At 65.5% G+C, this 23,734-nt stretch carries 25 protein-coding genes and 1 pseudogene; 8 read left to right on the top strand and 18 right to left on the bottom strand.

Annotated elements, in window-relative coordinates:
- Nucleotides 1-14: 14 nt before the first annotated feature.
- Entirely contained in the window at nt 15-272 is a 258-nt protein-coding gene (locus QXK92_RS03640; protein ID WP_306240299.1) for a hypothetical protein, read from the bottom strand.
- 60 nt (nt 273-332) lie between these two features.
- Nucleotides 333-977: a PE family protein gene (locus tag QXK92_RS34045; RefSeq protein ID WP_371934489.1), complete on the bottom strand. Its 645-nt coding sequence runs from the start codon at nt 975-977 to the stop codon at nt 333-335.
- A 324-nt stretch (nt 978-1,301) separates the two neighbouring features.
- On the opposite strand from QXK92_RS34045, the gene QXK92_RS03630 reads away from it, so the two are divergent.
- Both QXK92_RS03630 and QXK92_RS03625 read left to right on the top strand, forming a co-directional pair.
- On the top strand, nt 1,302-1,637 hold the full coding sequence (locus QXK92_RS03630; RefSeq protein ID WP_306240298.1) for a PE family protein: 336 nt from the start codon (nt 1,302-1,304) through the stop codon (nt 1,635-1,637).
- 33 nt (nt 1,638-1,670) lie between these two features.
- The gene (locus QXK92_RS03625; RefSeq protein ID WP_306240297.1) at nt 1,671-3,044 is read left to right on the top strand and encodes a hypothetical protein; all 1,374 of its coding nucleotides are present in this window, start codon (nt 1,671-1,673) and stop codon (nt 3,042-3,044) included.
- Here the strand turns inward: QXK92_RS03625 and QXK92_RS03620 are convergent.
- Entirely contained in the window at nt 3,041-3,748 is a 708-nt protein-coding gene (locus tag QXK92_RS03620) for a response regulator (RefSeq protein ID WP_306240296.1), read from the bottom strand. The two genes, QXK92_RS03625 and QXK92_RS03620, sit on opposite strands and share 4 nt — an antisense overlap.
- A complete protein-coding gene (locus QXK92_RS03615) occupies nt 3,730-5,433 on the bottom strand; it encodes an ATP-binding protein (protein ID WP_306240295.1) in 1,704 nt (567 codons plus the stop codon). The genes QXK92_RS03620 and QXK92_RS03615 overlap by 19 nt, the downstream gene beginning before the upstream one ends.
- A gap of 90 nt (nt 5,434-5,523) precedes the next feature.
- On the opposite strand from QXK92_RS03615, the gene QXK92_RS03610 reads away from it, so the two are divergent.
- Nucleotides 5,524-6,429 (top strand): NAD(P)-dependent oxidoreductase, encoded by a 906-nt coding sequence (locus QXK92_RS03610; protein WP_306240294.1) that lies wholly within the window; start codon nt 5,524-5,526, stop codon nt 6,427-6,429.
- Between the two features lie 9 nt (nt 6,430-6,438).
- Here the strand turns inward: QXK92_RS03610 and QXK92_RS03605 are convergent, their stop codons facing one another.
- From QXK92_RS03605 to QXK92_RS03580, 6 genes are all read right to left on the bottom strand, one after another.
- On the bottom strand, nt 6,439-7,179 hold the full coding sequence (locus QXK92_RS03605; protein WP_306240293.1) for an SDR family NAD(P)-dependent oxidoreductase: 741 nt from the start codon (nt 7,177-7,179) through the stop codon (nt 6,439-6,441).
- Nucleotides 7,179-7,916 carry a hypothetical protein gene (locus tag QXK92_RS03600; protein ID WP_306240292.1) on the bottom strand — a complete coding sequence of 246 codons (738 nt, stop codon included), beginning with the start codon at nt 7,914-7,916 and terminating at the stop codon, nt 7,179-7,181. The genes QXK92_RS03605 and QXK92_RS03600 overlap by 1 nt, the downstream gene beginning before the upstream one ends.
- A gap of 192 nt (nt 7,917-8,108) precedes the next feature.
- Nucleotides 8,109-8,378 (bottom strand): hypothetical protein, encoded by a 270-nt coding sequence (locus tag QXK92_RS03595; RefSeq protein ID WP_306240291.1) that lies wholly within the window; start codon nt 8,376-8,378, stop codon nt 8,109-8,111.
- A gap of 92 nt (nt 8,379-8,470) precedes the next feature.
- Nucleotides 8,471-8,890, bottom strand: coding sequence for a nitroreductase family deazaflavin-dependent oxidoreductase (locus tag QXK92_RS03590; protein ID WP_306240290.1), 420 nt, complete (start codon nt 8,888-8,890; stop codon nt 8,471-8,473).
- Nucleotides 8,883-10,334, bottom strand: coding sequence for an amino acid permease (locus QXK92_RS03585; RefSeq protein ID WP_306240289.1), 1,452 nt, complete (start codon nt 10,332-10,334; stop codon nt 8,883-8,885). The genes QXK92_RS03590 and QXK92_RS03585 overlap by 8 nt, the downstream gene beginning before the upstream one ends.
- Nucleotides 10,335-10,477: 143 nt before the next feature.
- Complete coding sequence (locus QXK92_RS03580; protein ID WP_306240288.1) at nt 10,478-10,747, bottom strand: EF-Tu/IF-2/RF-3 family GTPase; 270 nt, start codon at nt 10,745-10,747, stop codon at nt 10,478-10,480.
- Nucleotides 10,748-10,856: 109 nt separating this feature from the next.
- Here QXK92_RS03580 and QXK92_RS03575 point away from each other — a divergent pair, with 109 nt between their 5' ends.
- Nucleotides 10,857-11,225: a hypothetical protein gene (locus QXK92_RS03575; protein WP_306240287.1), complete on the top strand. Its 369-nt coding sequence runs from the start codon at nt 10,857-10,859 to the stop codon at nt 11,223-11,225.
- A 3-nt stretch (nt 11,226-11,228) separates the two neighbouring features.
- On the opposite strand, the gene QXK92_RS03570 is transcribed toward QXK92_RS03575, so the two are convergent.
- Nucleotides 11,229-12,131, bottom strand: coding sequence for a haloalkane dehalogenase (locus QXK92_RS03570; protein ID WP_306240286.1), 903 nt, complete (start codon nt 12,129-12,131; stop codon nt 11,229-11,231).
- An 85-nt stretch (nt 12,132-12,216) separates the two neighbouring features.
- Here QXK92_RS03570 and QXK92_RS03565 point away from each other — a divergent pair, with 85 nt between their 5' ends.
- Complete coding sequence (locus QXK92_RS03565) at nt 12,217-12,828, top strand: TetR/AcrR family transcriptional regulator (RefSeq protein WP_306240285.1); 612 nt, start codon at nt 12,217-12,219, stop codon at nt 12,826-12,828.
- Here QXK92_RS03565 and QXK92_RS03560 read toward each other — a convergent pair.
- Nucleotides 12,825-13,756: pseudogene (locus tag QXK92_RS03560) on the bottom strand (NADP-dependent oxidoreductase). The gene QXK92_RS03565 and the pseudogene QXK92_RS03560 overlap by 4 nt on opposite strands.
- Before the next feature lie 78 nt (nt 13,757-13,834).
- On the opposite strand from QXK92_RS03560, the gene QXK92_RS03555 reads away from it, so the two are divergent.
- Both QXK92_RS03555 and QXK92_RS03550 read left to right on the top strand, forming a co-directional pair.
- Nucleotides 13,835-14,680, top strand: coding sequence for an SAM-dependent methyltransferase (locus QXK92_RS03555; RefSeq protein ID WP_306240284.1), 846 nt, complete (start codon nt 13,835-13,837; stop codon nt 14,678-14,680).
- A gap of 519 nt (nt 14,681-15,199) precedes the next feature.
- Entirely contained in the window at nt 15,200-16,246 is a 1,047-nt protein-coding gene (locus QXK92_RS03550; RefSeq protein WP_306240283.1) for a M48 family metallopeptidase, read from the top strand.
- Nucleotides 16,247-16,253: 7 nt separating this feature from the next.
- On the opposite strand, the gene QXK92_RS03545 is transcribed toward QXK92_RS03550, so the two are convergent.
- From QXK92_RS03545 to QXK92_RS03520, 6 genes are all read right to left on the bottom strand, one after another.
- Nucleotides 16,254-17,402, bottom strand: a complete 1,149-nt coding sequence (locus QXK92_RS03545; RefSeq protein ID WP_306240282.1) for a hypothetical protein — start codon at nt 17,400-17,402, stop codon at nt 16,254-16,256.
- A gap of 15 nt (nt 17,403-17,417) precedes the next feature.
- The gene (locus QXK92_RS03540; protein ID WP_306240281.1) at nt 17,418-18,227 is read right to left on the bottom strand and encodes a glycoside hydrolase family 16 protein; all 810 of its coding nucleotides are present in this window, start codon (nt 18,225-18,227) and stop codon (nt 17,418-17,420) included.
- Between the two features lie 60 nt (nt 18,228-18,287).
- Nucleotides 18,288-19,481 carry a PPE family protein gene (locus QXK92_RS03535; RefSeq protein ID WP_306240280.1) on the bottom strand — a complete coding sequence of 398 codons (1,194 nt, stop codon included), beginning with the start codon at nt 19,479-19,481 and terminating at the stop codon, nt 18,288-18,290.
- Nucleotides 19,482-19,500: 19 nt separating this feature from the next.
- Complete coding sequence (locus QXK92_RS03530) at nt 19,501-20,685, bottom strand: PPE family protein (protein ID WP_306240279.1); 1,185 nt, start codon at nt 20,683-20,685, stop codon at nt 19,501-19,503.
- 31 nt (nt 20,686-20,716) lie between these two features.
- Nucleotides 20,717-21,013 carry a PE family protein gene (locus QXK92_RS03525; RefSeq protein ID WP_306240278.1) on the bottom strand — a complete coding sequence of 99 codons (297 nt, stop codon included), beginning with the start codon at nt 21,011-21,013 and terminating at the stop codon, nt 20,717-20,719.
- Nucleotides 21,014-22,048: 1,035 nt separating this feature from the next.
- Entirely contained in the window at nt 22,049-22,696 is a 648-nt protein-coding gene (locus QXK92_RS03520; RefSeq protein WP_306240276.1) for a cutinase family protein, read from the bottom strand.
- 180 nt (nt 22,697-22,876) lie between these two features.
- On the opposite strand from QXK92_RS03520, the gene QXK92_RS03515 reads away from it, so the two are divergent.
- Nucleotides 22,877-23,656, top strand: coding sequence for a glycerophosphodiester phosphodiesterase family protein (locus tag QXK92_RS03515; protein WP_306244173.1), 780 nt, complete (start codon nt 22,877-22,879; stop codon nt 23,654-23,656).
- The last annotated feature ends 78 nt before the right edge of the window (nt 23,657-23,734 follow it).

Below are 23,734 nucleotides of genomic sequence, written 5' to 3'. Positions count from 1 at the left end.
CGGTACGACCATGCTCAGAACCAGCGACGTCTGCGGGTGGTCCTGCTGTAATTTCGGGCACTCTCTTCCAGAGCTCCCAGCGCGTTGATGATTTCCAGTTGCGACAGAATCATCAGCCCGTTCAGCTGCTTGAGCCGCTCCGGGTTGGCGGCAATCGACTCCTCATCGTCGACATAGATGAGCAGAAAGTCCCGCAGCGCCTGACTGCCCTTCATCCGCTCGGGGACCTTCATCTGCCGCAGGACAGTGGCCATCTCGGGCTCGTCGGTCACAACAGCGCTCCTTCACGTCGAGTGTCACGCGTTAGCGTAGATGCCTCGACAGCGTGAAAGTCAGAGCAGCCGCTCGCGGGCCTGCTCGTCCTCGCCCTCGTGTTGGCGATCTTCTTGCTCGTCGGCAGGCGCGGTGGCCGACGCCAGGCTTGCTTTCGAGGCGCCACCGGACGCCCCGGCGCCGCTCATCCCGCTGCCCAGCGGGGCCGCACCGCTCATCGCCGACGAACCGGCGTTGGCAACCGCGGATGTTGTCCCTGGCGACGCCGCCTCAGCTGCGAAACCCGCTACCAGGGGATTGCTCGCCGCGGCGCCGAGTTGGCTCTGCAATGCGGCGGCACCTAGTCCGCCCCCGCTGAGGCTGGACCCGCTGGCCGCCCCGAACCGCGACATGGTGGCCGTACTGAACGCCAACGCGCCTGCCGCGGAATCGTCGGATTCGCCATACATCCTGGCGATGTCGGTCAACGCGCTGCCAGCGCGCATCAGTTCTTCCTGAGCAGCAGTATTCTGCGCGAGCATGGTCGCGGCCTCCTGCGCAAAGGCCATCACCGCCTGCATCGAGACTTCTTCGCCGCCAGCAGGTATCAGGCCGGTCAACACCGACATGGCCGCCGTCGAAGCGGCGCTGATGCCCTGGCTACCGATGTCGACCAATTGCGAACCGATGTCACCGGCGGCCGGATCATGGGACATGGAATCCATTGCCATCTGCGTGCTGCTCCTGTGTTTGTGCGCGGCCACTACGGCGAGCGTGCCGGTCCGGCCGCGCTGGACAACAACTCAATTCTAAGGTCCCCGCAGGGGGCCCCGAAGCACTTTCTGCTGCGCCGGAACCGGCCCTGAGCACAATGCGCAAAACTACGAAATCGTCGCTTACTCCGACTATCGCCCACAACCGCGACATGGCTTCCACCGCGCCCTAACTTCGATTCCAACAAGTGAGGCGTCTGCCACGCGGGAACGCATTGTCCGTCAATTTTCGCATCGCGGGGAAAATCCGGCTTTGCAGAGATGAGGAGTACACGAATGGAACCCATGACATTCGATCCGGTCGTCGGCGACATCGGTGCGCAGGTGGTACAACTCGGCATCAGCAGCCTCGAGGCCGGCGAGCACGCACAACTGTCCATCACCGGCCTGGCGCCCGCCGGCGCCGACGAGGTATCGATGCAGGCAGTGACTGCTTTCCATGAGGACGCCGCAGCATTGCTGCAGGTGCACCGAGCCGCCCAGGAAGAACTGGTGCGCACCGGTACGACCTTCACGCAGATTTCGCAGACCTACACCGATGCCGACCGGTCAGCCGCTGACGCCGTCATTCTCAGCGCGCTGCCGATGTCGAATCCGTGGGCCAGCGAATAAATTACCGCTATTTCCACTAATTAGGAGTCAGAAATGCGCGCCCACGACAATTCCCACCGCCACGTCGACAATGTCATCGATTTGGCCGACCAGGCCATGTTCCTGGGCGAAAAGGCCACCGGAGCCACCGGCCTGCTGCAGTGCGCCTGGGTTTACCACCGCGCGATCGACCTCGACGGCCTGCGGACGTTTTATGGCCACCTGCGGCAGGGACGGCTGCGGCGCAGCATCGAGCGCTCACCATTGCCGTTCGGCCGCCACCGGTGGGTGACCCCGCAACGTTGGTCCGACGTCGAGATCGTCGCGACGCCGCGACCGCGCGCGGAGTTCGATGCCTGGCTCGTCGAGCAGGCGCACACTCCGCTGGACGCGGAGCATGGGCCGCCGTGGCACCTTGCGGTGCTCCCGTTCACCGAAGGAGGCGCCGGGGTGAGTCTGGTGCTGTCGCATTGCCTGGCTGACGGACTGGGGCTGTGCGAGGCGTTGGTGGACGCCGCTTCGGGACACGACGACGCGATCCGCTGGCCCGCGGCCCGGTCGCGCCGGCGCTCGAAAGTGCTGCGGAAAGACCTTCGTCAGACGATGCGCGATATGCCGGCTACCGGCCGCGCCGCCCGCGCCGTTGCCCGGTTGGCCTGGCGGGAACGCGGCGCCGCCGCGTCGGCGTCGTCGACCCGGCGGGCCGCCAGGGATGAACTGGTTGCGATGCCGATGACGACGGTTTTCCTCGACGGCAGAGAGTGGGACTCGCGCGCGCACGCACTCGGTGGCACCAGCAACACATTGTTCGCCGCGGTCGCGGCCCGGTTGGGTCAGCGGGTGGGCCGGGTGGCGGCAGACGGCTCGCTTGTGCTGGCCATGCCTGTCAACGAGCGCATTCCCGGCGATACCCGCGCCAACGCGGTGACCAACGCCGACATCACCATCCCGCGCGTACCGGATCCGACCGACCTTCGTGAGATCCGGGGGACCATCAAGGATGCGCTGACCCGCCACAAGGAGGCTCCCAATGAGCGGTGGGACCTGATGCCGCTGGTGCCCTTCCTGCCAAAGCGAATGGTCAGAAAGTTGGTCGGGATCGCTGCCGGCACGCCGAGCACCGTCGTCACGTCCAACGTCGGCACCATCGACCCTGCGGTGACGCGGGCCGACGGCACACCAGCCGACTGTTTCGCGGTGATGTCGCTGTTTCCCGGGGTGACGACGTCGATGATGCACAGCACCGGAGGACGGTTGGCGCTGGCTTCCGGACGCGTGCAAGGCCGCATGTTCATCTCCGTCCTTGCTTATCAGCCGGACCGCTTCAATTCGGATGACGTTCTGCGGCAGGACCTTCTGAGCACGCTGGGGGAGTTCGGATTGGCCGCCACCTGCGGCTGGTCACATCCGGTCGACGAAGCCGCCTAACGGCCGCGTGCCGTGTCGGTCGATCCGCGCGGGGAGCGCGCGGATCGATTGGCGGCCGCGAACTCCTGTTCCGGTCGGCCCGTCGTCCCGTATCGCAAGCCCACACTCACCTCCCCGGTGGTGGCCAGCGCGGCCAGATACCGTTGCGCCGTCGCTCGCGAAATACCGATCGCGCCGGCTACCTCTGCGGCGGACATCGGCGCCTCGGACGAGTGCAAGGCTTGCAGCACAAGCTTTTTCGTCGGCGATGCCACCGTGGTGGCCGACTGAACCGGAACGACCTTGGGCCGCAGCGCATCCAGCGCCGAGTCCACGTCGGCGGCGCTCAGGTTCGGACTGGACAGGATCTTGCGGTAACGCGCGTAGCCGGACAGCCGCGCGGCCAGTTCAGTCGTCGCGAAGGGCTTGACCAGATAACTCACCGCGCCCGCCGCCATCGCCGAGCGGACGGTGTCGGCCTCCGTGGCCGCCGTGAGAACCATGCTGTCGCTGCGTAGTTCGCGAATGAAATCAATGCCGGAGCCGTCGGGCAGGTAGACATCGACCAGTGCGAGGTCGACGGGAGCGGCGCGTCGGGCGGCGGCCAGGGTGTTAGCGGTGGCGGCCACAACGAAACCAGGCATCGCATCGACGATTCCGGCATGCATGTTGGCGACCCGGAAGTCGTCGTCGACCACCAGCACGGTCAGGTCTGTTCCGCCCACTGCTCCTCCTCAGTCATCACACCCGGCAGGCGGGCGATGAACTCTGCACCCACCAGCCCCGCCGGGGCGGCCGGGTCACCCGGACTGGACAACCGAAGTTCACCGCCGAGAGAGCGGCTGATCTGGCGTGACAACGCGAGCCCGATGCCGCGGCCACCAGGTATTCCGGAGTCGGGCTTGGTCGTTGTGCCCTCGGTGAACATCTTCTCGACGAAGTCGGGTGCGACGCCGTCACCACTGTCGGCCACCGTGACATGCAGGGTCGAGCCCTCCTGCACGAGTTCGATTTCCACTTCCTTGACCGGGTTCTCACTCATCCGGGCGGCGTCGATCGCATTGTCGAGCAGATTGCCTACCACGGTAGTGACATCCACGGGAAGCTCGAGCCGTCCTGACACCCAGGTGTTTTCGCCGATCCTGAGCGTCACGCCCGCTTCCCGGGCGGCCGCGGCCTTGGCACCGAGGAATGCCTGCAGGTGATTGTCGCGGATGGAATCGATGCCGGGAATTGCCGAACCGAGCGGACCGGATCCGAGCAACTCTTCCAGGTATTGGAGTCCCTCCTCGACATGGCCGGTGTGCAACAGCCCGTTCAGCAGATGGAGCCGGTTGGCGAACTCATGACGCTGCGCGCGCAGCGCCGTGCTCATCACCTGCACGGCATCGAGTTGCCGGGTCAGTGACTCGACATCGGTCCGGTCACGCACCACCAGTACGGTGCCCAGCGGCCGGCCGTCACGCTGCACTTTGCGGGCGGAGACCACCACGATGCGCTGTCCGATGGTGGCCAGAGTCGGTGCCGAGTCGGCGGCGTGGAACACATCGAGAACACGTGGTGTCAAACCGATTTCGTCGATTCGGCCGCCCAGCTCGGTACCGATCTCGAGTAACCGGCAGGCTTCGTCGTTGACGAAGGTGATGCTGCCGGTTTCGTCCGCCGCCAGCACACCCTCGCCGATGCCGTGCAGCACGGCAGCCTGCGTGCGGACCAGTTCGGCCATCTCGGCCGGTCGCAGGCCGAGCGTCATTCCCCGCCAGCGCCGGGCCAGCGCCACCGAGCCGACCACGCCGATCAGCAGCGCCGCGCCGCCCAGCGGGGCCAGCACCCGGAGATTCCTGGAGAACTGTTCGTCGAACTCCTTGGTGGATATGCCGACGCTGACCATGCCCAGCACCCGGTTCGTCCCCGGTTCGACCACGGGCACCTTGGCCACGATGGACCGTCCCAGAGTGCCCGACTGATGAACGACTTCTTCGTGTCCGCTGAGGGCTTTCGAGGGATCGGTGCTCACCCGCAGGCCCAGCTCGGCGCGGCGGGGGTGCGCGAGCCTGATGCCCTGCGCGTTGGTGATGACGACGAACAACACATGAGTGCGTTGCTCTACCCGGGTGGCCACGGACTGCAGCGGCCCCGTAGCAAGCTCATTGGTCAGGGCCGGCGGTGCGGTCACGGTCGGGGTCAACGAGACATCCTCGTAGCGGCCGATGTTGTTCAGCACGGTCGGGGAGGACGCCACGACGCGTGCGATATCCATTGCGTGCACGCCGTATTGCAGGTCCAGACGGTGGCGGTTGAACTCAGCGAACAGCCCGAACGCCACGATCAGCGTCAGCGTGACGACGACCAGTTGCAGCAGAAGAATCCGGCTGGCGAGCCGCAGGTCGATGCGACCCCTGGTGGCCATGCCGGGCACCCTATCACGCCATCTGAGCAGAATGCGCAAAACCGATGGACTCATGTGCCGGATGATCGGGCCCACCGCTACCATCGGCCCATGCGCGACTCGAAGATCCTGATCACCGGCGTCACCGGACAGGTTGCCACACCCGTTGCCATCGCCTTGGCGGCCGATAACGACGTCTGGGGAGTGGCCCGCTTCACCGACGCGGCCGCGCGCAGCACCCTCGAGCAAGCAGGCGTGCACTGCGAGACGGTCAACCTGGCCGCCGGGGATTTCAACGGCCTGCCGTCAGACTTCGACTACGTCCTGAACCTCGCGGTCGCCAAGAGCGGCAAGTGGGACAAGGATCTGGCAGCCAATGCCGACGCCGTCGGCCTGCTGATGGCGCACTGCCGCGGCGCACAGGCCTTTCTGCACTGCTCCTCAGCTGCCGTCTACGACCCACCCGACGACGAAATCCGTTCGGAGAGTGCGGCGCTGGGCGACAACCACAAGCCGCTGTTCCCCACCTACTCGATCTCGAAGATCGCGGGGGAGGCGGTCGCGCGTTCGATGTCACGCGCCCTGGGCCTGCCGACGACGATCGCCCGGCTGAACGTTCCCTACGGCGACAACGGGGGGTGGATGTTCTACCACATGGAGATGATGCTGGCCGGTATCCCGATCCCGGTGCCCGCGGGCCAACCGGCTCGCTACAACCCGATCCATCAGGACGACATCATCGCGACCATCCCCAAACTGCTTGAGGCAGCATCAGTCCCGGCGACCACCGTCAACTGGGCAGGCGATCAGATCGTCAGCATTCAGGAATGGTGCGCCTTCCTCGGTACGCTGATCGGCCGTGAACCGGTCTTCGACGAAAGCCCGCAAGCGCTGCGCGGCAACCCCGTCGATGTGAGCAGACTTCATGAGCTCATCGGCTCCGGCAGCTCGGTCGACTGGCAGGATGGGCTGCGCCGGATGGCGGCCAAGTTCCACCCCGAACTGGTCAGCGCCTGACCTCAGTTTTCACATCACCGCGCCGCCATTGACGCCCAGCACCTGACCGGTGATGAAGCCTGCCTCATCCGAGCTCAGGAACCCGACGGCGGCCGCGATGTCCGCGGGAGAACCCATGTGGCCCAGCGGAATCAGCTTCGCCAGCTGCTCGGGCGAGCCGAGCCGGCCCGTTGCTTGCGCCCCTCGTGACATCGGTGTGTCAATACTCGAGGGCGGCACGTTGTTGACGGTGATCCCGTGCGGCGCATACTCGTTGGCGAGCGACTTGGTCAATGTGATGACTCCGCCTTTGGCCGCCGCGTAGTGCGCCATGTACGGAGAACCGCGTTGAGCGCTTGACGAGGAGATCATCACGATCCGGCCCCATCGCGCGGCGACCATATCCGGCAGCGCGACCTGGCAACAATGGAAGGTTCCGGTCAGATTGATGTCGATGATCTCAGCCCAGGACTCGGCGGTGATATCCGCGAATGGCGAGAACGCCGCCTTTCCCGCGCTCGTCACCAGCACGGCGACGGGCCCCAACTCGGCTCGCACCGTGGCGAAGGCGTGCTCGACACCGGGCCGGTCCCGCACATCTGCCTCGATGCCGAGAGCCGTGACACCCGCGGCCTCCAGGTCGGCGGCGACGCGCCCGGCGGCGTCCCCGTTGATGTCCAGTACCGCCACCCGGTGGCCGCGTCTGCCCAGTTCGTGACAGGTTGCCTCGCCGATTCCCGAAGCCCCGCCCGTCACCACCGCGACGCGCATCAACGACCTCCCCGGTAGATCGACGCGACCCATGACTGCGTGCACAGCTGCTGCTGAGCGGTCGCGGGGTTGACCCCGGCGGCTTGGAGCGCCGCCGTCCGTTGCGCCCTGGCGCCGGGTGGATCGTCGTCCTCGCTCAGCGCGCACAGCACGTCGCCGGTGCGCACCCAGGCGCGTGACTCATCGCCCGGAGCTGCCGCCGCCTGGGTGTCGAGGACGGCGACGGTCACCAGCTTGTCGTCAGCCCACCGATACAGCGTCACACTTCCCGACGCGGCACTGGAGTGGGCGTAGTTTCCGAAAAATCCCTCAGTTGTTCGGTAGAACTGCCGGAACCCGAACATCTCACCGGCGCGCACGAACCGGTCACGCGAGGCGGTCATCCGCCACACCGCCATCGGCTCTCCACCGGTCCCGCCACGGCCGGTGACGACCAGCAACACGGGCGTTCCGCTGTCATCGATGTCCTGCAACAGCGGCGCGACGCCGGTTCCACCCACTTCCTCGGTGGGCTCCCGGAACCGCTGAATCACGCTGCCGCGGCTCTGCAAGCTGAACGACCAGGGGAGGTCACTGGACACGTCCAGAGTGAGGTCACCGATCGCAAGCGCACAGTGCACATGCTGATCTGCCAGCTTCGGCTCGCTGGGCAGGTGCAGGGTGCTACATGATTGCTGTTGTGGCGCAATCACATTGGTGGTCATCGTATCGGTGGTCATCGTAGTGGTGGTCGTCATCGTATTGGTCGATGTGACCGGCGCCGACTTTTGCGAAGCGGCGCAGCCGCCGAGTGACAACGCTGCGGCCAACGCCGCCAAGACAAGTCCGAGCGGTGCCGAACGGCGGCTGATGAGCATGCCGCGAGCCTATCGTCCGGCCATACGACGAATGGTCCCGATGACTCGGGACCATTCGTTGGCCTCAGCTCGTCAGAGTCGTTCCGCCTCGCTGCCCTTGTGATACCGGGTCAGGAAACCGATCGCCCCGATGGCGGCGGCGCCGCCGAAGACCAGTGAGAAGACGATGTTGACGGCCATCGCCCCGGCGAACATGCCGAAGGTCATCGAGATGTACAGCATCCAGAACAAGCGAAAGACGGATCCGGCAGCGACCAAGGCCAGGCTGACGCCGATCCACAGGCTCCACTGCCGGTCAACTCGGTTGATCTGAGCCTGGATGCCGGCGGGGACGATGTTCATGTGCGGTGGTTTCCTTTCGTGGCGCGCCGCCTTGGTGGCGTCGTCGTTGCACGAAGTACACCGGTGCCGCACCGCTACCGATCCCAAAAACCTCAGATGCGCTGCAGCTCAATGACCGGGATCACGCGGTCGGTCTTGGACTGATAACCGCCGAATCCCGGTGCCTGCTCGACAATCCGCGGGTACACGGCGTCGCGCTCGTCATCCGGCAGCTCGCGGGCCCGCACGTCGTAGGCGTCGGTGCCGATCTCGATGTGCGCGACGGGGTTGGCGCGCAGGTTGTGCAGCCACGCGGGGTCGACGTCAGCGCCGGCGTAGGAGCCGACGATCAGTAACTTGCCATCGATGTCGAAGGTCATCACCGGGTTGATGCGCTGCTTGCCGGACTTGGCGCCGGTGGTGTGCAGCAATAACAAGGTCGCCCCTTCAAACGGACCACCGACCTTTCCACCGTTGGCGCGGAACTCGTCGATAATCGCGGAATTGCCAGAGACATCGGGGCGATCAGCCATGGTCGGACACTCCTATCTGCGGGTGGTTCATCTCAGCTTGGAACATCCGGTATTGCTCGGCGCGACCGGGGCGCCGTCGCACCACCAGCCAACCGACCGCAAGCAGCAGGAACCACGCCGGGAACCAGCCCAACGCCACAGCGGTGTCAGGTCCGGTCGACAGCGTCCAGATGACGAATGCGAAAAAGGCGAGGATGGCCCAGCACATCACCGTGCCGCCCGGCATCCGATACTCCGATTCCGCGTTCCGCTCCGGATGCCGACGACGGTAAACCAGGTAACTGGCCACGATCATCACCCACACGAACATGAACAACAGTGACGCGACAGTGGTGATGACGGTGAAGACGTCCATCACCGAACCGCCCGCATACAGCAGGGGAACCGAAATCAACAGCAGGGGAGCGGTCATCAGCACGGCGGACCCCGGTACACCACCACGGTTGAGTCGTCCGAACACCGATGGTGCGCTGCCTTCATCGGCAAGGCCGAACAGCATCCGGCCGGTGGAGAAGACACCCGAGTTCGCCGAGGAGGCCGCCGAGGTGACCACGACGAAGTTCACCAGTGATGCCGCGGCACCGAGACCGGCCAGCGCGAACATGGTCACGAACGGAGACTCTCCGCCGGCGAAGTGCCGCCACGGCACCACGGCGAGGATCGCCAGTAGCGCGGCGATATAGAAGATCGCCACCCGCATCGGGACGGCGTTGATAGCCCGCGGAAGTGTGCGGTGCGGGTCGGCGGTCTCGGCTGCGGCGGTGCCGACCAGTTCCACACCCACGAATGCGAAGAAAGCGATCTGGAAGCCGCTGACGACACCCATGAAACCTGTCGCGAAGAACCCGCCGTCGTTCCACAGGTTTGCCACTGCCGCGCGGTCACCGCGCGGCGAGACGAAATCCGTGGCCACCAGGACGATGCCGACCACGATCAGCCCTACGATCGCCGCGATCTTGACCAACGAGAACCAGAACTCGATCTCCCCGAAATTGCGCACGCTGAACAGGTTGAAAGCCAAGACGAGCGTCACGGTCACCAGGGCTGGGATCCAGTCGGGCAGGTCGGGCCACCAGTACTGCGAATAACCCACGATTGCCACGATTTCGGCGATACCGGTGACCACCCATGCGAACCAGTAAGACCACCCGACGAAGAAACCCGCTGCGGGGCCCAGCAAGTCGGCCGCGAAATCGACAAACGATTTGTAGTTCAGGTTCGACAACAGTAATTCGCCCATCGCGCGGAGCACGAAGAAGACAAAGAATCCGATGACGGCATAAACCACGACGACCGCCGGACCTGCTTGCGTGATCGTGCGACCCGACCCCATGAAAAGCCCGGTTCCGATTGCCCCGCCGATGGCGATCAGCTGGATCTGACGATTCGAGAGGTCGCGATGCAGGTGCCGGACGGCTCTTGCATCCGGCTCATCAGCCGACATCGGGACGCACCATGGCCACGACATTAGGGGCAGCATCCCCGCGCCGCGGGCATTTCCGCGGCAACAGCCACGACTGTGGGCGCATCACCCACAGCCGGCGATCTCGGTGTGCGCAATGCTGTTGAAGCAGTTGAGTATTCGTGCTAGGCGAGATACACGCTACCCGCGGTGAGCACATCACCCGCTGCCAGGTCGCTCTTACTCAGTCCGCGAAGCAGGATCCCGATATTCTCGCCGGTCGACGCGGTATCCAACTTCTTGCGAAACGCCTCGATCGCATCGACCCGCACCGGCGGACCGTCGTTGATCCGTACCTGATCGCCGACCCTCAGTTGCCCGGACTCGACCCGGCCTGTTGCCACCGTGCCCCGCCCCTTGATCGCGAAGACATCCTGGACGGTCATGCGAAACATGAGGGCACGCTAGTCGATCGGCCGGATATTTCCCAGAGCTGACCGCAAAAATATCGACACAAATCCCAACTCGGTTCGGCAGTAACTCAATTCGTCGTACGCTGAGCCGGTGAATTGGTTCCAGCGTGCGCGAAAGGCCAGCGCGGGTCAGCGGGTCCGGCGATCCGACAAACAGCAGGCGGCGGACACTCTCGCCGAACTCACCGCGCTCAACGCCGAACGGGAACGGCTGCAGCGCGACGGAATCGCTGGCGTAGCCACCATTGTGGGAATCCGCGAGAACGTCGCCACCACTTCGTTGGGCCGCTGGCACGAACTCGAGCTCGACGTCGAAATGCCCGACCGCGAAACGTTCCGGGCCATCCGTCGCGTAGCCCTGGAGCTGTCGTCGGCACCGCACATCGCGATCGGCGCCCGGGTCCCGGTACGCGTCGACCCTCGCGACTGTTCGAAGGTCCTGGTCGTCGCGACGGTGTAGGGCTTACGCGTTCGTCGTCGCGAGCCGGGAGAGCAGGACCTCGGCCAGTTGCTCTCCGCGATCCTCCTGCAGAAAGTGCGCGGCACCTTCGATCCGCACCTGCTCACCGGCGGTGGGGATCAGATCGCAGAACAGCTGCCCGGCCTTCGGGTAGGGGAAGACCGGATCCGAGTCCGAAAAGGCAACCAGCGCAGGCTTATTCCACCGCGAGAGGTCATCGGTGATGGCCCGCATCTTTTCGGTGCCCGGCGCGTCCTCGGTGATGGGAACCAGCAGGGGGAACTGGGCCGCTCCGGCTTTGGACTCCGTGGTGGGGAACGGTGCGTCGTAGGCGGCCACGATGTCGTCGGGCAACTGGGTTGTGGTGGCACTCTGGATGACAAACCCCACCGGCAGATCCGGATTCTTCTCCGCGAAGTTGCGCCACGCCATGAAACCCTTGGACACGTTGCCGGTGAACAGTCCGGTATTCATGATCATCAGCGCCTGGACCCGTTCGGAATTCTCCGTTGCCCACCGCAACCCGATCGGGCCCCCCCAGTCCTGCACCACTACGGTCGCGTCATGCAGGTCCAAAGAGCTCAGCACTTTCGCGACCAGATCGCTGTGGCGGTCGTAGGTGTACCACCGGCGGTCGGTGGGCTTGTCCGAGCGGCCGAAGCCGGCCAGGTCGGGCACGATGACGCGGCGTCCGGCCGCGACCAGCGGGGGGAGCATCTTGCGGTACAGGAAGGCCCAGCTGGGTTCGCCGTGGAAGCACACGACGGGCGTGCCGTCGCGCGGTCCTTCGTCGAGATAGTGCATCCGCAACCCGTCGACCTCAAGGTAGTTCGGCGCAAAGCTGTACCCCGGTAGATTCTCGAAGCGCTCGTCGGGGGTGCGGAAAATCTCGGGGCGGGGACTCATCGCGGCGATCTCCAATCAATCGTGGGTCGGACCTCAACGTAACCGTGTTTTGACCGACCAGTCAACTATTCGGTATCCTGGGACCATGCCCCGAACTTCGGATGCCCGGGACCGCATCGTGTCCACGGCGGCGCGCCTGTTCCTCGAGCGCAGCTACCACGACGTGGGGGTGGAGGAATTGTGCGCGGTGGCCGATGTCCGCAAAGGCAGCTTCTACCACTACTTCTCTTCGAAAGCAGAGGTGGCGAAGGCGGTTGTCGACCTGCACCTGGGGGTGTTTCAGGCTCGCCTGTCCGCCAGGCCGGGAACCAGCCCGGCCGAGCGGCTGTTGGCCATTCCGGATGCGATCGCGGGTATTCAGACCGGATTGCACGGTCAGTTCGGGAGGTTCGTCGGGTGCCCATTCGGCAACCTGGCGGCGGAGTTGTCCACCACTGACGAAGCCGTTCGTGGCCACTTGGCCGGGCGACTGGCCGCACTCGAAGGCCACCTCGCCGGCATCTGCCGAGACGCTGCCGCGGACGGGACGCTACGTGCCGACGTCGATCCTGACCGATTGGCTCACGCGTTGTTCGCGCACTATCAGGGCCTGATCCTGCTGGCCAAGCTGCACGGCTCAACCGTGTCGGATCTGGCGCCCGCCCTGCACGAATTCATCGACAGCTACTTGAGCCGCCCTGCTGCGAGTCGCGGTTAAGTGACCTTGACCATCAGCTTGCCGACGTTCTTGCCGTCGAACAGCATGTTGATGGCCGTCGGCAGCTGCTCGAAGCCTTCAACCACGGTTTCCAGCGGCTTGAGCTTGCCCTCGCCGATCAAGCCGGCGATCTCGCTGATGGCTTCGGGCGCCCGACCGAAGTGGTCCAAGACGATGAACCCCTGCACCGTGGCGCGCTGAATGAGCAGGTTGCCGAATGCCCGCGGACCCGGCGGCGGATCGGCCTCGTTGTAGCCCGAGATCAGGCCACACAGGGCGACGCGCGCATTGATGTTCAGGCGGGCGAAGATCGCGTCCATGATGTTGCCACCGACGTTCTCGAAGTCGACGTCGCCTCGGTCAACAGTGCACACTTCTCCGGGCCGCCGGCGATCCCGACGACGCGCGCGCCGTCGGCCTTGGCCAGTTGGCCGGCCACCGAGCCGACCGCGCCGGCCGCGGCCGAGACGACGACCGTCTCGCCCGGCTTGGGCTTGCCGATGTCGCGGATACCGATCCACGCGGTCAGTCCCGTCATGCCGAGCGCGCCCATGTAGGCACTCGGCGAGACGCCCTCGGCGACCTGGACCGGCATCAGCGGGTTCTGATCGGATGCCACGACGTATTCCTGCCAGCCGAGCAACCCCTGAACTGTCTGGCCCACCGGGTAATTCGAATTTTTCGACTCGATCACCTCGCCAACACCGCCGGCCCGCATGACCTCGCCGATCCCGACCGGGGGCAGGTAGGTCGGCGTGTCGGTGATCCACATGCGGTTGGTCGGGTCCAGCGAGATCCAGTCGACGCGGACCAGTGCCTCACCGTCGCCGATCTCGGGGATCGGCGCCTCGCTGAGTTCGAATGTGGTGGGCCCGATCCGTCCGGTCGGACGTTCGTGCAGAAGAAAGCGGCGGTTTCGGTCGGCCATGAGCGAACCGTACCCGACCCCGGATCGGCGCGACATGGAAGAACCCGTCCTGTCGGTGGCCGCTGCTATAACCCAGGTATGGCAGGTACCGAACACGTCATCACCCATGTCTCCGATACCGCCCGGTGGACGGCATTGCATCGGGCCACCGAGTCAGCGCGCCCGGACTCGCTGTTCAAAGACCCGCTAGCCGAACGCCTTGCCGGCGAGCAGGGCCGCGCGATCGTGTCCCACGTTCCACGCTCGACTCGCAACGGCTGGTGGCTGGTCGCGCGCACGAAGATCATCGACGACGCGATCTTGCAGGCCATAAACGACGGTTGTGACCGGGTGCTGAACCTGGCCGCCGGATTGGACACCCGTCCTTATCGACTGCCGTTACCGGCGCATCTCACCTGGGTGGAGGCAGACCTGCCGCAACTTCTCGACGAGAAGACGCAACTACTGGCCGATCAGGAACCGCGATGCCGCTTGACGCGGACTGCGGTCGACCTCGCCGACCCTGCTGCTCGCGACGCCTTCTTCAACGAAGCCCTCGATGGAGCCGAAAAAGCCCTGGTGCTGACCGAAGGCCTGTTGATGTATCTCGACGAGGGCGATGTCCGGGCTCTGTCAGCCGCACTCGCCAGACCGGAGGTGGGCTGGTGGATGCTGGATTTCGCGGGTCCCGGCCTCAAGCAGATGATGAACCAGAAGATGTCCGGACTGCTGCAGAATGCCCCGTTCAAATTCGCGCCGGAGAACGGCTTGGCCTATTTCGAGCAATTGGGGTGGCGCGTCGTCGACTCCGAATCGCTATTCACCGCCGCGCGGCGCTTCCACCGCTTGCCGATGTTCATGCGGGTCTTCGCCTGGCTACCGCAACCAGATCCGCGACGGCCCGGCAGCCGACCGTGGAGCGCGGTCGCGCTGCTGGCTCGGTGAGCTGACGCCGGGGATATGTGACGCAGGTCATCGCACGGTTTCGAATTCACGGCAAATTCTCATCTAAGGACACGGTTAGGTCACAGCTTTGCTGGGCATCCTCAGGAACAGAGTTGCGAACCCCGTGGTTGCAGCTTTCGCGCAGTAAGTCGGAGAGGAGTTGACAATCGTGGCGAGTGAATCAGAGGCGAACGTTATTTATCTCCAATCCCATCCGATTTGGACGGCAGCTCACAGGCGAGAACGTCAGCTCCAAGAGGCGATGCGTCGCCACCCCGCCTATATCGCCAGGCAGCGTGCCGCGGCGATGGGCGGCGCAGTCTCCGCCGAACACAGCGACTTTGGCCGGTACTCCACCGCCGACGCCCCCGCTTAGCGTTTCTGCACCGCAATCGGCCTACTCCGCTACTGAATCGAACGCAAACCATCCGCACGCACTCTCACCGCGTGCGGATGTTTTGCTGCCGAATTATCTAAGCGCGGTCCCCTTATCCTGATACGGACAGCGAGGGGACCAGCATGTCTCAAACACCTGCCTCAACGCGGGCCGTTTTTCCGGAGATCAGCTCACGGGCATGGGAGCATCCCGCCGACCGCACCGCGCTGTCGGCGCTGCGCCGGCTCAAGGGGTTCGACCAGATTCTGAAGCTGCTGTCCGGGATGCTGCGCGAACGCCAGCACCGGCTGCTGTACCTGGCCAGCGGCGCGCGCGTGGGCCCGCGCCAGTTCGCCGACCTCGATGCACTGCTCGAGGAGTGTGTGAACGTCTTGGACGCGCCTGAAAAGCCGGAACTCTTCGTGACGCAGTCACCGATCGCCAACGCCTACACGATCGGGATGGACCGTCCGTTCATCGTCATCACCTCCGGACTGTACGACCTGATGACACATGACGAGATGCGCTTCGTGGTGGGGCACGAGCTCGGCCACGCGCTGTCGGGGCACGCGATCTACCGCACGATGATGATGCATCTCATGCGGCTGGCCGGGTCGTTCGGTTTCATGCCCATCGGCGGCTGGGCGCTGCGCGCCATCGTGGCGGCCCTGCTGGAGTGGCAGCGCAAGTCCGAGTTGTCCGGTGACCGTGCCGGCCTGTTGTGCTGCCAGGATCTGGACACGGCGATACGGGTGGAGATGAAGCTCGCGGGCGGAAACCGCCTGGACAAGCTGGACTCGCAAGCGTTCCTCGCCCAGGCCCGGGAGTACGAAAAGACGGGGGACATGCGAGACGGGGTGCTCAAGCTGCTCAATCTGGAGCTGCAGACGCATCCGTTTTCAGTGTTGCGGGCCGCCGCGCTGACGCAGTGGGTGGATACCGGTGGCTACGCCAAGGTGATGTCGGGGGACTACCCGCGACGAGCCGACGACGACGGCTTCTCGTTCGCGGATGACGTCGGTGAAGCCGCCCGGCACTACAAGGATGGCTTCGACCAGTCCGACGACCCGCTGATCAAAGGTATTCGCGACGGACTGGGTGGCCTCGTCGACGGAGTCGGCCGGGCTGCGACGAGCGCGGCCGATTCCCTGGGCCGCAAGATCAGCGAGTGGCGACAGAAACCCGAATAGCGGCCGGCTAACGGGGGGGACTGGCGTCGACGTCGGCGGGTTCGGCGACCCACGCCGCGAAGACCGGTACCCCGGCCCACGGATCGCGACGGGGACGACCGGGGCGCTTGCCGACGCTGGCCACTACGGCAAAGGGATGGCCGAAGCGCAGCGTTGCGGTGCGTGACATGCCCGTCGGCAGCATCGCGCTGCGCAGTGCGACGGCGGTGACCGCGGCCGCCTCGAAACCCCACCGGTTGTAACGGGCGACGGCGGACTGGCGAGCTTGAATTTCCGGGACCGCGGGCAAAGCCGCTGCCAGCGCTCGCCCCAGCGCGCCGAACCCGAGGCCGGGATCGGCCGTCAGATCGTGGTTCGAGGAGGCCTGCCAGGCCGGCAACACCACCCGCACCTGATCTCCCCCCGGTCGGCGCTCCTCGGTGACGGTCCAGAACTGACCTTCGCCGAGTGGAAGATCGGCGAGTTTCGCCCGGCGCACGCTCGACCCGGTGGCCTGTCTCCACGCGATGTCGTGGGCGGCAGCAAGCACTGCCTGCGCCGAGGCCTTTGGGTCGGCAATCACCGACGTCACCTGCAGGCAACCGCCGCCGACGGCGGAGTGCACCGCAACAGTGCCCAGCCCAGCGACGTCGGTGAGGTATCCGTCTGCGCCGGCGAGCGCCTCGGCGACCTGCTCACCCCAGGGTGATCGTAATTCCGCGGCATCGGTGACGTCGTAAGGTCGCGCCCAGGCGATGCGGGTGGCAAGCGCGCTGGCCAGCACCGCGGTCATCTCCGAAACGTCGACGGGGAAGCGGTCGATCATTCCGTCGGTGTGATCGCGCGCCCATGCGTCGGCTTGCGCCTGAGTGGGCACCGGTCCCGTCTCCACCGCGGCGGGCAGCTCGGTGGGCCAAGCGGGCACGCCCCACACGGCCAGCGCACTGCGAATAACCTCCGGCGGATCGTCGAGCAGTTCATCCAGCGCCCGTCGGGCGCGCTTGACGTCGACACCCAGAATGTCCTCGAGGTCCCTGCGGACCGGGCCCTTGGCCAGCGGCGCAGCCAGCGCGAGCAACAGCCAGGCGCCCAGCGGCGAGGACACCGAGTGGCCCACGTGCACCCCGCCGAAACGCTGGGAGTAACGCGTGATCAGCGGCCCTGGGGCGGCGTTCATGCCCGAACTGTAGTGCTACCAGACCCGCACGTAATCGACGAGCATCTGCGCGGGATAGCTGCCCGGGCCGGGATCGCCGCCGCCGGAGCCGGCGACCGCGAGGTTCAGAATCGGAAAGACCTGGTAACCCGGGTTGTTGAACGGCCAGTCCGGCAGTGAGTTGGCCGCGACGGTGAAATACGGTTGCGCACCCTCGGAGTAGTCCTGCCAGAAGCGCATCCCGGCGTCGTCCCACTGGACCCGCCAGGTATGCCATGCGCTGTCCAGGGCGATGTTGTGGGTTTTCCACTCCGACCCGTTGGCCTTGGCGTGGACGGTGGTGGCCGAGGGCCAGCTGCCGTTGCCGTACCACTCGACGATGTCGATCTCGCCTTGCGCGTCGCTGGACAACCAGAACGCCGGCCAGGCGCCCGGCGTCAGGCAGTCGAACTTGATGCGGGCTTCCCAGGTGTGGCCGATGCCGCCTTGCCACGGACTGAAGACCTTGCCCCCGTAATACGTGGGACCGTCTTTTGCGGCGCGGATGACGAGGTTCGAGTTTCCGTCGATAAAGACGTTCTGCCGGTCGTCGCGGTATTGGCCGACATGTTCGGGGAGTTCCCAGTAGGTCGGGTCCTTGATGGTCTCGCGGGCCTTGGACACCGTCCATTTCGCCGGGTCGGGCGCGGAACCGGCCGGCCCGTCGAACTCGTCGTGGAAGATGTACGGGCCTGTTGCACCGCTGGGAGCTGCGCCGGCCTTCGGAGCGGGGGCCGCGCCAAGCGCGGCCGCACCAGTCAGCAGGCCCGTCATCACAAGCATGCGGCGACGATCAATCTCGGGCATTAGCAAGGCACCCTAGCAGCCACGGCGAGACCTTCGAAAATTCCCGAAATTCACAAGCCCCTATCCAGCGGCCGGTGGCCTGGTCATGAACGTCAACCGGTGCCCGTATGCGGGCGTCTTGCGACCGCTTCCGGCATTGAAGAACTGCCCGAACGGCGGGGCTACCGGGGTATTCCCGGCGGCGACAGCACCCTCGGCCGCGGCGGGGATCGCGGTGGCGTTGCCGATAGCGGTCGCTCCCTGACCCGTTGCCGCGCCCACCGATTGAGTCCAGCTCGCCGGCACCGACAGGCCACTGAGCGGGACCGCCCTGCCCAGGCCCGCGGTCACGCTGCCGACCTTCGTCCCGAGGTTGGCGCCGGCCGCGCCAGCGGCCTGCGCCGCGCCTTCGACCGCTTTGGCAGCGGGGGCCAGGTTGTTCATGAAGTTGGTGATGGCGATGGAACCGCTGCTTGCCTGCCCGAAAGCCTGACCCGACTGGAATACCGCTGTGATGGTCGAGACGTAGGGGGAGAGGTACTTGCTGTATAGCGGAACGATGTCGTCCAGCGGCGTGTTCGCAATCAGCCATTGGTCGATCGCGGTGCTGTTGATCGGCGTGGACAGGGTCTTGAGCACGTCGGCCACTCGCGGATTCAGTTGCGAGCCAACGTTCATCATGTTGCTGAACACGTTGTTGTACTGACCTTCGAAGGCCGCGATGGCCTGGTCGACCAGCTGGTACGGGTCGGCCACCTCGGCCGGCTCCGGCAACTCCCCGAACTGGGTCGCCGCCGCCGCGCTGCCGGCGTAGTTGTACATGGCCGCGGCGTCCTGGGCCCAGAACTCCGCGTACAACGCTTCGGTCGCGGCGATAGCCGGGGTGTTCTGCCCCAGAAAGTTGGTTGCGACCAGCACCGCCAGGAGTGCGCGGTTGGCCGCGATCACCGGTGGTGGGATCGACGCCGCAAAGGCCGCCTCGTAGGCCGCGGCTGCCGCGAATGCCTGGCTTGCCGCCTGCTCGGCCTCCGCGGCGCTGCTGTCCAGGAACGCGACGAAAGGAGTCGCCGCCGTGAGCATCGCCGCCGATGAGGGGCCAAGCCATGGCCCGCTGGTCAGTTCCGCTATGACCAATCGATGGCCCGACGCTGCGGCTTGCAGGTCGGCGGCCAGTCCACTCCATGCCGCTGCGGCAGCCAGCATGGGGCCCGCCCCCGGACCGGTGTATATGCGGCCCGAATTCACCTCGGGCGGCAATATGCCGTAATCAACCATTGCTGGGATGCTGTAGCCGTCAGCCCGCAGCCGGCGGCTTTGCCATGACCGACGGCTTGAACCCGTAGGTCGGCTGATTGCGGCCGTAGCCGCCGTTAAAGAACTGCCCGAACGGCGGGGCCATCGGGAAGCTGTTGCTCTCGGCGGCGGCCGGGATCGCGCTGGCAATTCCCGGGTTAGTGGTGGCGTGCCACGGCACCCAGTTCGCCGGGGCCGACAGACCGCCGATCGGAATCGCCTTACCGAGGCCCGCTGCCACGCCTCCGAGACTGCCGGCGGCACCCGCGGCGGACTGGCCGGCGCCGGCTGCGGCCGCGCCGGCGGCCGACGCTGCGCCTTCTGCCGCCTTGGCCGCTGCCGCCGCGGGCTTGGCGAAGTTGGCCATGGCGGTCAGACCGTTACTGACCTGGCCGAACGACTGCGTGGACTGGATCATCGCCGCAAGTGAGTTGACGTACGGCGAGAGGTACTTGCTGTACAGCGAGACGACGTCGTCCAACGGCGTGTTCGCCACCAGGAACTGGTCGATCGCCGTGCCGTTGATCGGGCTGGACAGCGTCTTCAGCACATCGGAGACCCTCGGGTTGACCTGCGACGCCACGTTCATCACGTTGGTGTAGCCGGAGTTGTACTGGGCCTTGAACACCGCGATGGCCTGGTCGGCCAGTCCGTAGGGATCAACCACCTCGGCCGGTGCGGGCAACTCCGCGAGCTTGGTGGCCGCCGCGGCGCTGCCTGCGTAGCTGTACATCGCCCCGGAGTCCTGAGCCCAGAACTCGGCGTACTGCGCCTCGAGTGTGGAGATCGCCGAACTGTTCTGGCCGAGCAGGTTGGACGCGATGAGCTCTTGCAGCAGGGCCCGGTTGGCCGCAATCAGCGGAGGAGGAACGCTGGCGGCAAAGGCCGTCTCGTAGGCGGTCACCGCAGCGGTTGCCTGACTTGCTGCCTCCGCGGCCTGCTCGGCACTGTTGTCCAGCCAGGCGAGGAAGGGACTGACGCTGGCTGTCAACGACGCCGCTGCCGGTCCCAGCCACGGACCGCTGGTCAGCGCGGTGATAACCGAGCGGTGGCCGGACGCGGCCTCTTGCAGGTCGGCGGCCAGTCCACTCCATGCCGACGCTGCGGCAAGCAGCGAACCCGCTCCCGGGCCGGCGTATATGAGTCCGGAGTTGATCTCAGGCGGCAACAGGCCGTAGTCAGCCATTACTTTGTTTCCCCTAGTCTCTGGCGAGCGCTCAGACCGAGGCCGCGTTGGCCGCTTCGGTCGCTGCGTAGGAACCTGCGCTGGTCCCGAGCGTCGCTGCCAGCGCCGCCTGGATTTGCGCGGCCCGCGCCTGCAGCTCCTGGAACCGCGCGGCATGGGTGGCGAACTGTGCAGCCGTCAGAATCGACACATCGTCGGCCGCCGCGGGCAAGACACCCGTCGTGGGGGCAGCGGCAGCCGCGTTCCCCACGTTCAATGCGGCGCCGAGCGATTGCAGGTTGCTCGCCGCAGCAGCCAGGTGCTCCGGGTAAGTGCGTACAAAAGACATCGATTCCTCCGAACAGGCTGTGGGTCGCGAGCTCAACACATCAACGTGTTGCCGTTATCCCGGTACGGTATTGAGCGTTGCATCACCGGTTCAATGTGGCTAACCCCGCCGAATGGACCCTGATCTTGATGTTTAGCCAACATTCACCTTGATTTTTAGTCACATCATCTTCATAAAATCTGCGCAGCATCCGTGCAGTAAGAGACGACATAATCGCCGCGCTCGCCCGTGCGGCACCCCGAAACGGCCCTTCCGACTCGGCAGGGACCCCGCAATCGCAGCCGTCCAGACTCTGGTAAAGCTGCGAAATGATTTACAAGACTGAGCTTTTCGCGTCACAGACGAGACTTCGGGCGACCCTTCCCGGCCCTTGGCACGCACAGATCCGGGCGCCCGTCGCGCCGCAGCGATGAGAAGGTGGTGAATTGCTGCGTGTGCCGCTGACCGCCGGCGCCGGTCACCGAACCGAGCGAACTAACACGAGCGCCGAGCGTCGCTAAATACTAAAACGCCCGCTAATCATATGAATACCCACGCCCTCCCTTAAAACTCACGATGAACATATCTCCCCGCTGTGTGATCGCAGATCCCCGGCGTCGCTGAATAAACTTAATTCTCAGCCTGATTTTTATTGAGATCCGTCATCGCCGCAGGCCGAGCGTCTGCCGGCGGCAGTGATTTGTTGGCCGAGGCGTAGCTCCCGCGTGACCCAACCGCGACGGCGGGGCAGCAGGCTTCTCTCCATGACGGTGCTGATCGGGCTCGCCCTCTTCTCGGCCCTGTGCACCGGATATCACTTCGGGCGGCGCTCGGGATCCAGACCCCCGACCTGGCGGACGCGGACGTCTCGCCTCTATCTGGGCAGACTCACCGCCGGCCTGGTGGTGCTGGTGGTCGCGCGCAGGATGCGGCGGATCATCGTTGCGCAGGCACGGGTGCCCGCGTTGGCAGGTCTGCGGGGGTATCTGCCTGCAGCGCAACTTCTGCAGCCGCGGGGGCGTCCCGTCAGGCGGCGACAGAAGAGCAGGTAGCGAGCTACAGCTTGCCGGCGACGAAATCCGCGGCCTGGTTTGCCATCCCGGCCTGGATGTACGCGCTGGCCAGGTGCTGCGGCCAGTTGTCCTTCCAGGTGTTCGGATCGGCGGGGTTGCAGATCGGGTCGGCACCGTGGCAGAGCTCGATGGTCCGGTCGTTGTAGAGCGGGCTGAAATTGGTGATGGGTCCGACCCATTGGCTTCCGTTGCCGAACAGTGCGACCGCGGCAATGTGCTGATCGGCTCCGTCAGGAAGCGGGCTGTCGAAACCGAACGCGGATAGGGGCACCGCGAGCACGACGTCGGTGACCGCCGCACCCAGGGAGTAGCCGCCCAGCACGAGCCGGGTGTTGGGACAGTTGTTGACCATGTACTGGATGTGGCGGCTCATGTCGTTGGCGCCGATGTCGACCTCGGTGTCGGCCGGGTACTTCACGGCGTAGGTGCCCATGCTCCGGCCGCCGATCTTCGAGCTCAGCGAGTTGATGAACGCATTGCCGAGGGCGCCGGGCCCCGCCGATTCGAAGCGGCCGCGGGCGAAGACGACCTCCACCTGCGGGCAGTTCGCGGCGACAGCCGATCCGGCCCCGCCGGGAGCACCGGCCGGCAACACCAAGCCGGCGAATAGCAGCGCGGCAGCAGTCACCATCGCTTTCGGAACGAGTCCTACCGATCGTCGAGCAACTAGTCGGCGCACAGCACATGATGGTAGCGAGTGATGTCCGGTCGCGCGCTGCTTAGCGATTATGTGTAATCGGCCCAGAGGGCGGCTGGCCTTTCGCCCCTCGGTGGTGATACTTACCTGGTGGACGATGACGAACCCCCGGTTGTGGAGTTTCTTCGCGACGGGGGCCCAATCGCAATGGCGCACAGGGGTTTTACGTCGTTCAAGTATCCGATGAACAGCATGGCCGCCTTCCAGGAGGCAGTCCAGCTCGGGTTTCGGTACATCGAGACAGACGTACGAGCGACCCGCGACGGCGTCGCAGTGGTTCTGCATGACCGGCGACTCGACGACTCCTGCGGCGTCCGGGGTGCGGTTGACGAGTTGGACTGGCGTGATGTGCGTTCTGCAGATCTGGGCGGCGGAGAGGCCATACCCACTCTGGAAGATCTGCTGACCGCTCATCCCGACATCCGGGTCAACATCGATATCAAGGTTGGTTCGGCCGTGGAACCTACGGTCGACGTCATCGAGCGAATGAACGCACACGCCCGGGTGCTGGTGACATCGTTCTCCGAGCGCCGGCGCCGGCGAGCCTTGCGGTTGCTGTCGAGAAGGGTCGCCAGCGCGGCGGGAACCGGTGCATTTCTGGCGATTTTGGCGGCCCGGACACGACGCGACCAGGGGTATGCCTATCGGCTCATGCGCGACAGCGACTGCCTGCAGCTCCCGTCGCGACTCGGATTGGTGCCCGTCATCACTCCGGCCCTGGTGCGCACGGCGCACGAGATGGGCCGTCAGGTGCACGCCTGGACGGTCGACGACCCAGCGGAGATGACCGCACTATTCGACATGGGAGTGGACGGCATCATCACCGACCGCGCCGACCTGCTCCGTGACGTGCTCATGTCCCGAAACCAGTGGCGGCACGGGTCAATTCATTGATCGGCACGTGGACGGCCTGAGTACGTGGCCGTCCCGGTATTCGTCGTCGCGCCGCACGCCGTGAACGGGCACCTGGCC

The sequence above is a fragment of the Mycobacterium sp. TY815 genome, assembly GCF_030755135.1.
Lineage (GTDB): Bacteria > Actinomycetota > Actinomycetes > Mycobacteriales > Mycobacteriaceae > Mycobacterium.
Note: the sequence above shows the minus strand (reverse complement) of the source record. Positions and strands in the feature narration are given on the sequence as shown.

Excerpts from the sequence above, each read along its gene's own strand:
- QXK92_RS34045 (WP_371934489.1), bottom strand. The coding sequence starts at position 977 with ATGGATTCCATGTCCCATGATCCGGCCGCCGGTGACATCGGTTCGCAA.
- QXK92_RS03630 (WP_306240298.1), top strand. The coding sequence starts at position 1,302 with ATGGAACCCATGACATTCGATCCGGTCGTCGGCGACATCGGTGCGCAG.
- QXK92_RS03625 (WP_306240297.1), top strand. The coding sequence starts at position 1,671 with ATGCGCGCCCACGACAATTCCCACCGCCACGTCGACAATGTCATCGAT.
- QXK92_RS03615 (WP_306240295.1), bottom strand. The coding sequence starts at position 5,433 with ATGGCCACCAGGGGTCGCATCGACCTGCGGCTCGCCAGCCGGATTCTT.
- QXK92_RS03610 (WP_306240294.1), top strand. The coding sequence starts at position 5,524 with ATGCGCGACTCGAAGATCCTGATCACCGGCGTCACCGGACAGGTTGCC.
- QXK92_RS03605 (WP_306240293.1), bottom strand. The coding sequence starts at position 7,179 with ATGCGCGTCGCGGTGGTGACGGGCGGGGCTTCGGGAATCGGCGAGGCA.
- QXK92_RS03600 (WP_306240292.1), bottom strand. The coding sequence starts at position 7,916 with ATGACGACCACCACTACGATGACCACCGATACGATGACCACCAATGTG.
- QXK92_RS03595 (WP_306240291.1), bottom strand. The coding sequence starts at position 8,378 with ATGAACATCGTCCCCGCCGGCATCCAGGCTCAGATCAACCGAGTTGAC.
- QXK92_RS03590 (WP_306240290.1), bottom strand. The coding sequence starts at position 8,890 with ATGGCTGATCGCCCCGATGTCTCTGGCAATTCCGCGATTATCGACGAG.
- QXK92_RS03585 (WP_306240289.1), bottom strand. The coding sequence starts at position 10,334 with ATGTCGGCTGATGAGCCGGATGCAAGAGCCGTCCGGCACCTGCATCGC.
- QXK92_RS03580 (WP_306240288.1), bottom strand. The coding sequence starts at position 10,747 with ATGTTTCGCATGACCGTCCAGGATGTCTTCGCGATCAAGGGGCGGGGC.
- QXK92_RS03570 (WP_306240286.1), bottom strand. The coding sequence starts at position 12,131 with ATGAGTCCCCGCCCCGAGATTTTCCGCACCCCCGACGAGCGCTTCGAG.
- QXK92_RS03565 (WP_306240285.1), top strand. The coding sequence starts at position 12,217 with ATGCCCCGAACTTCGGATGCCCGGGACCGCATCGTGTCCACGGCGGCG.
- QXK92_RS03555 (WP_306240284.1), top strand. The coding sequence starts at position 13,835 with ATGGCAGGTACCGAACACGTCATCACCCATGTCTCCGATACCGCCCGG.
- QXK92_RS03550 (WP_306240283.1), top strand. The coding sequence starts at position 15,200 with ATGTCTCAAACACCTGCCTCAACGCGGGCCGTTTTTCCGGAGATCAGC.
- QXK92_RS03545 (WP_306240282.1), bottom strand. The coding sequence starts at position 17,402 with ATGAACGCCGCCCCAGGGCCGCTGATCACGCGTTACTCCCAGCGTTTC.
- QXK92_RS03540 (WP_306240281.1), bottom strand. The coding sequence starts at position 18,227 with ATGCCCGAGATTGATCGTCGCCGCATGCTTGTGATGACGGGCCTGCTG.
- QXK92_RS03535 (WP_306240280.1), bottom strand. The coding sequence starts at position 19,481 with ATGGTTGATTACGGCATATTGCCGCCCGAGGTGAATTCGGGCCGCATA.
- QXK92_RS03530 (WP_306240279.1), bottom strand. The coding sequence starts at position 20,685 with ATGGCTGACTACGGCCTGTTGCCGCCTGAGATCAACTCCGGACTCATA.
- QXK92_RS03525 (WP_306240278.1), bottom strand. The coding sequence starts at position 21,013 with ATGTCTTTTGTACGCACTTACCCGGAGCACCTGGCTGCTGCGGCGAGC.
- QXK92_RS03520 (WP_306240276.1), bottom strand. The coding sequence starts at position 22,696 with ATGGTGACTGCTGCCGCGCTGCTATTCGCCGGCTTGGTGTTGCCGGCC.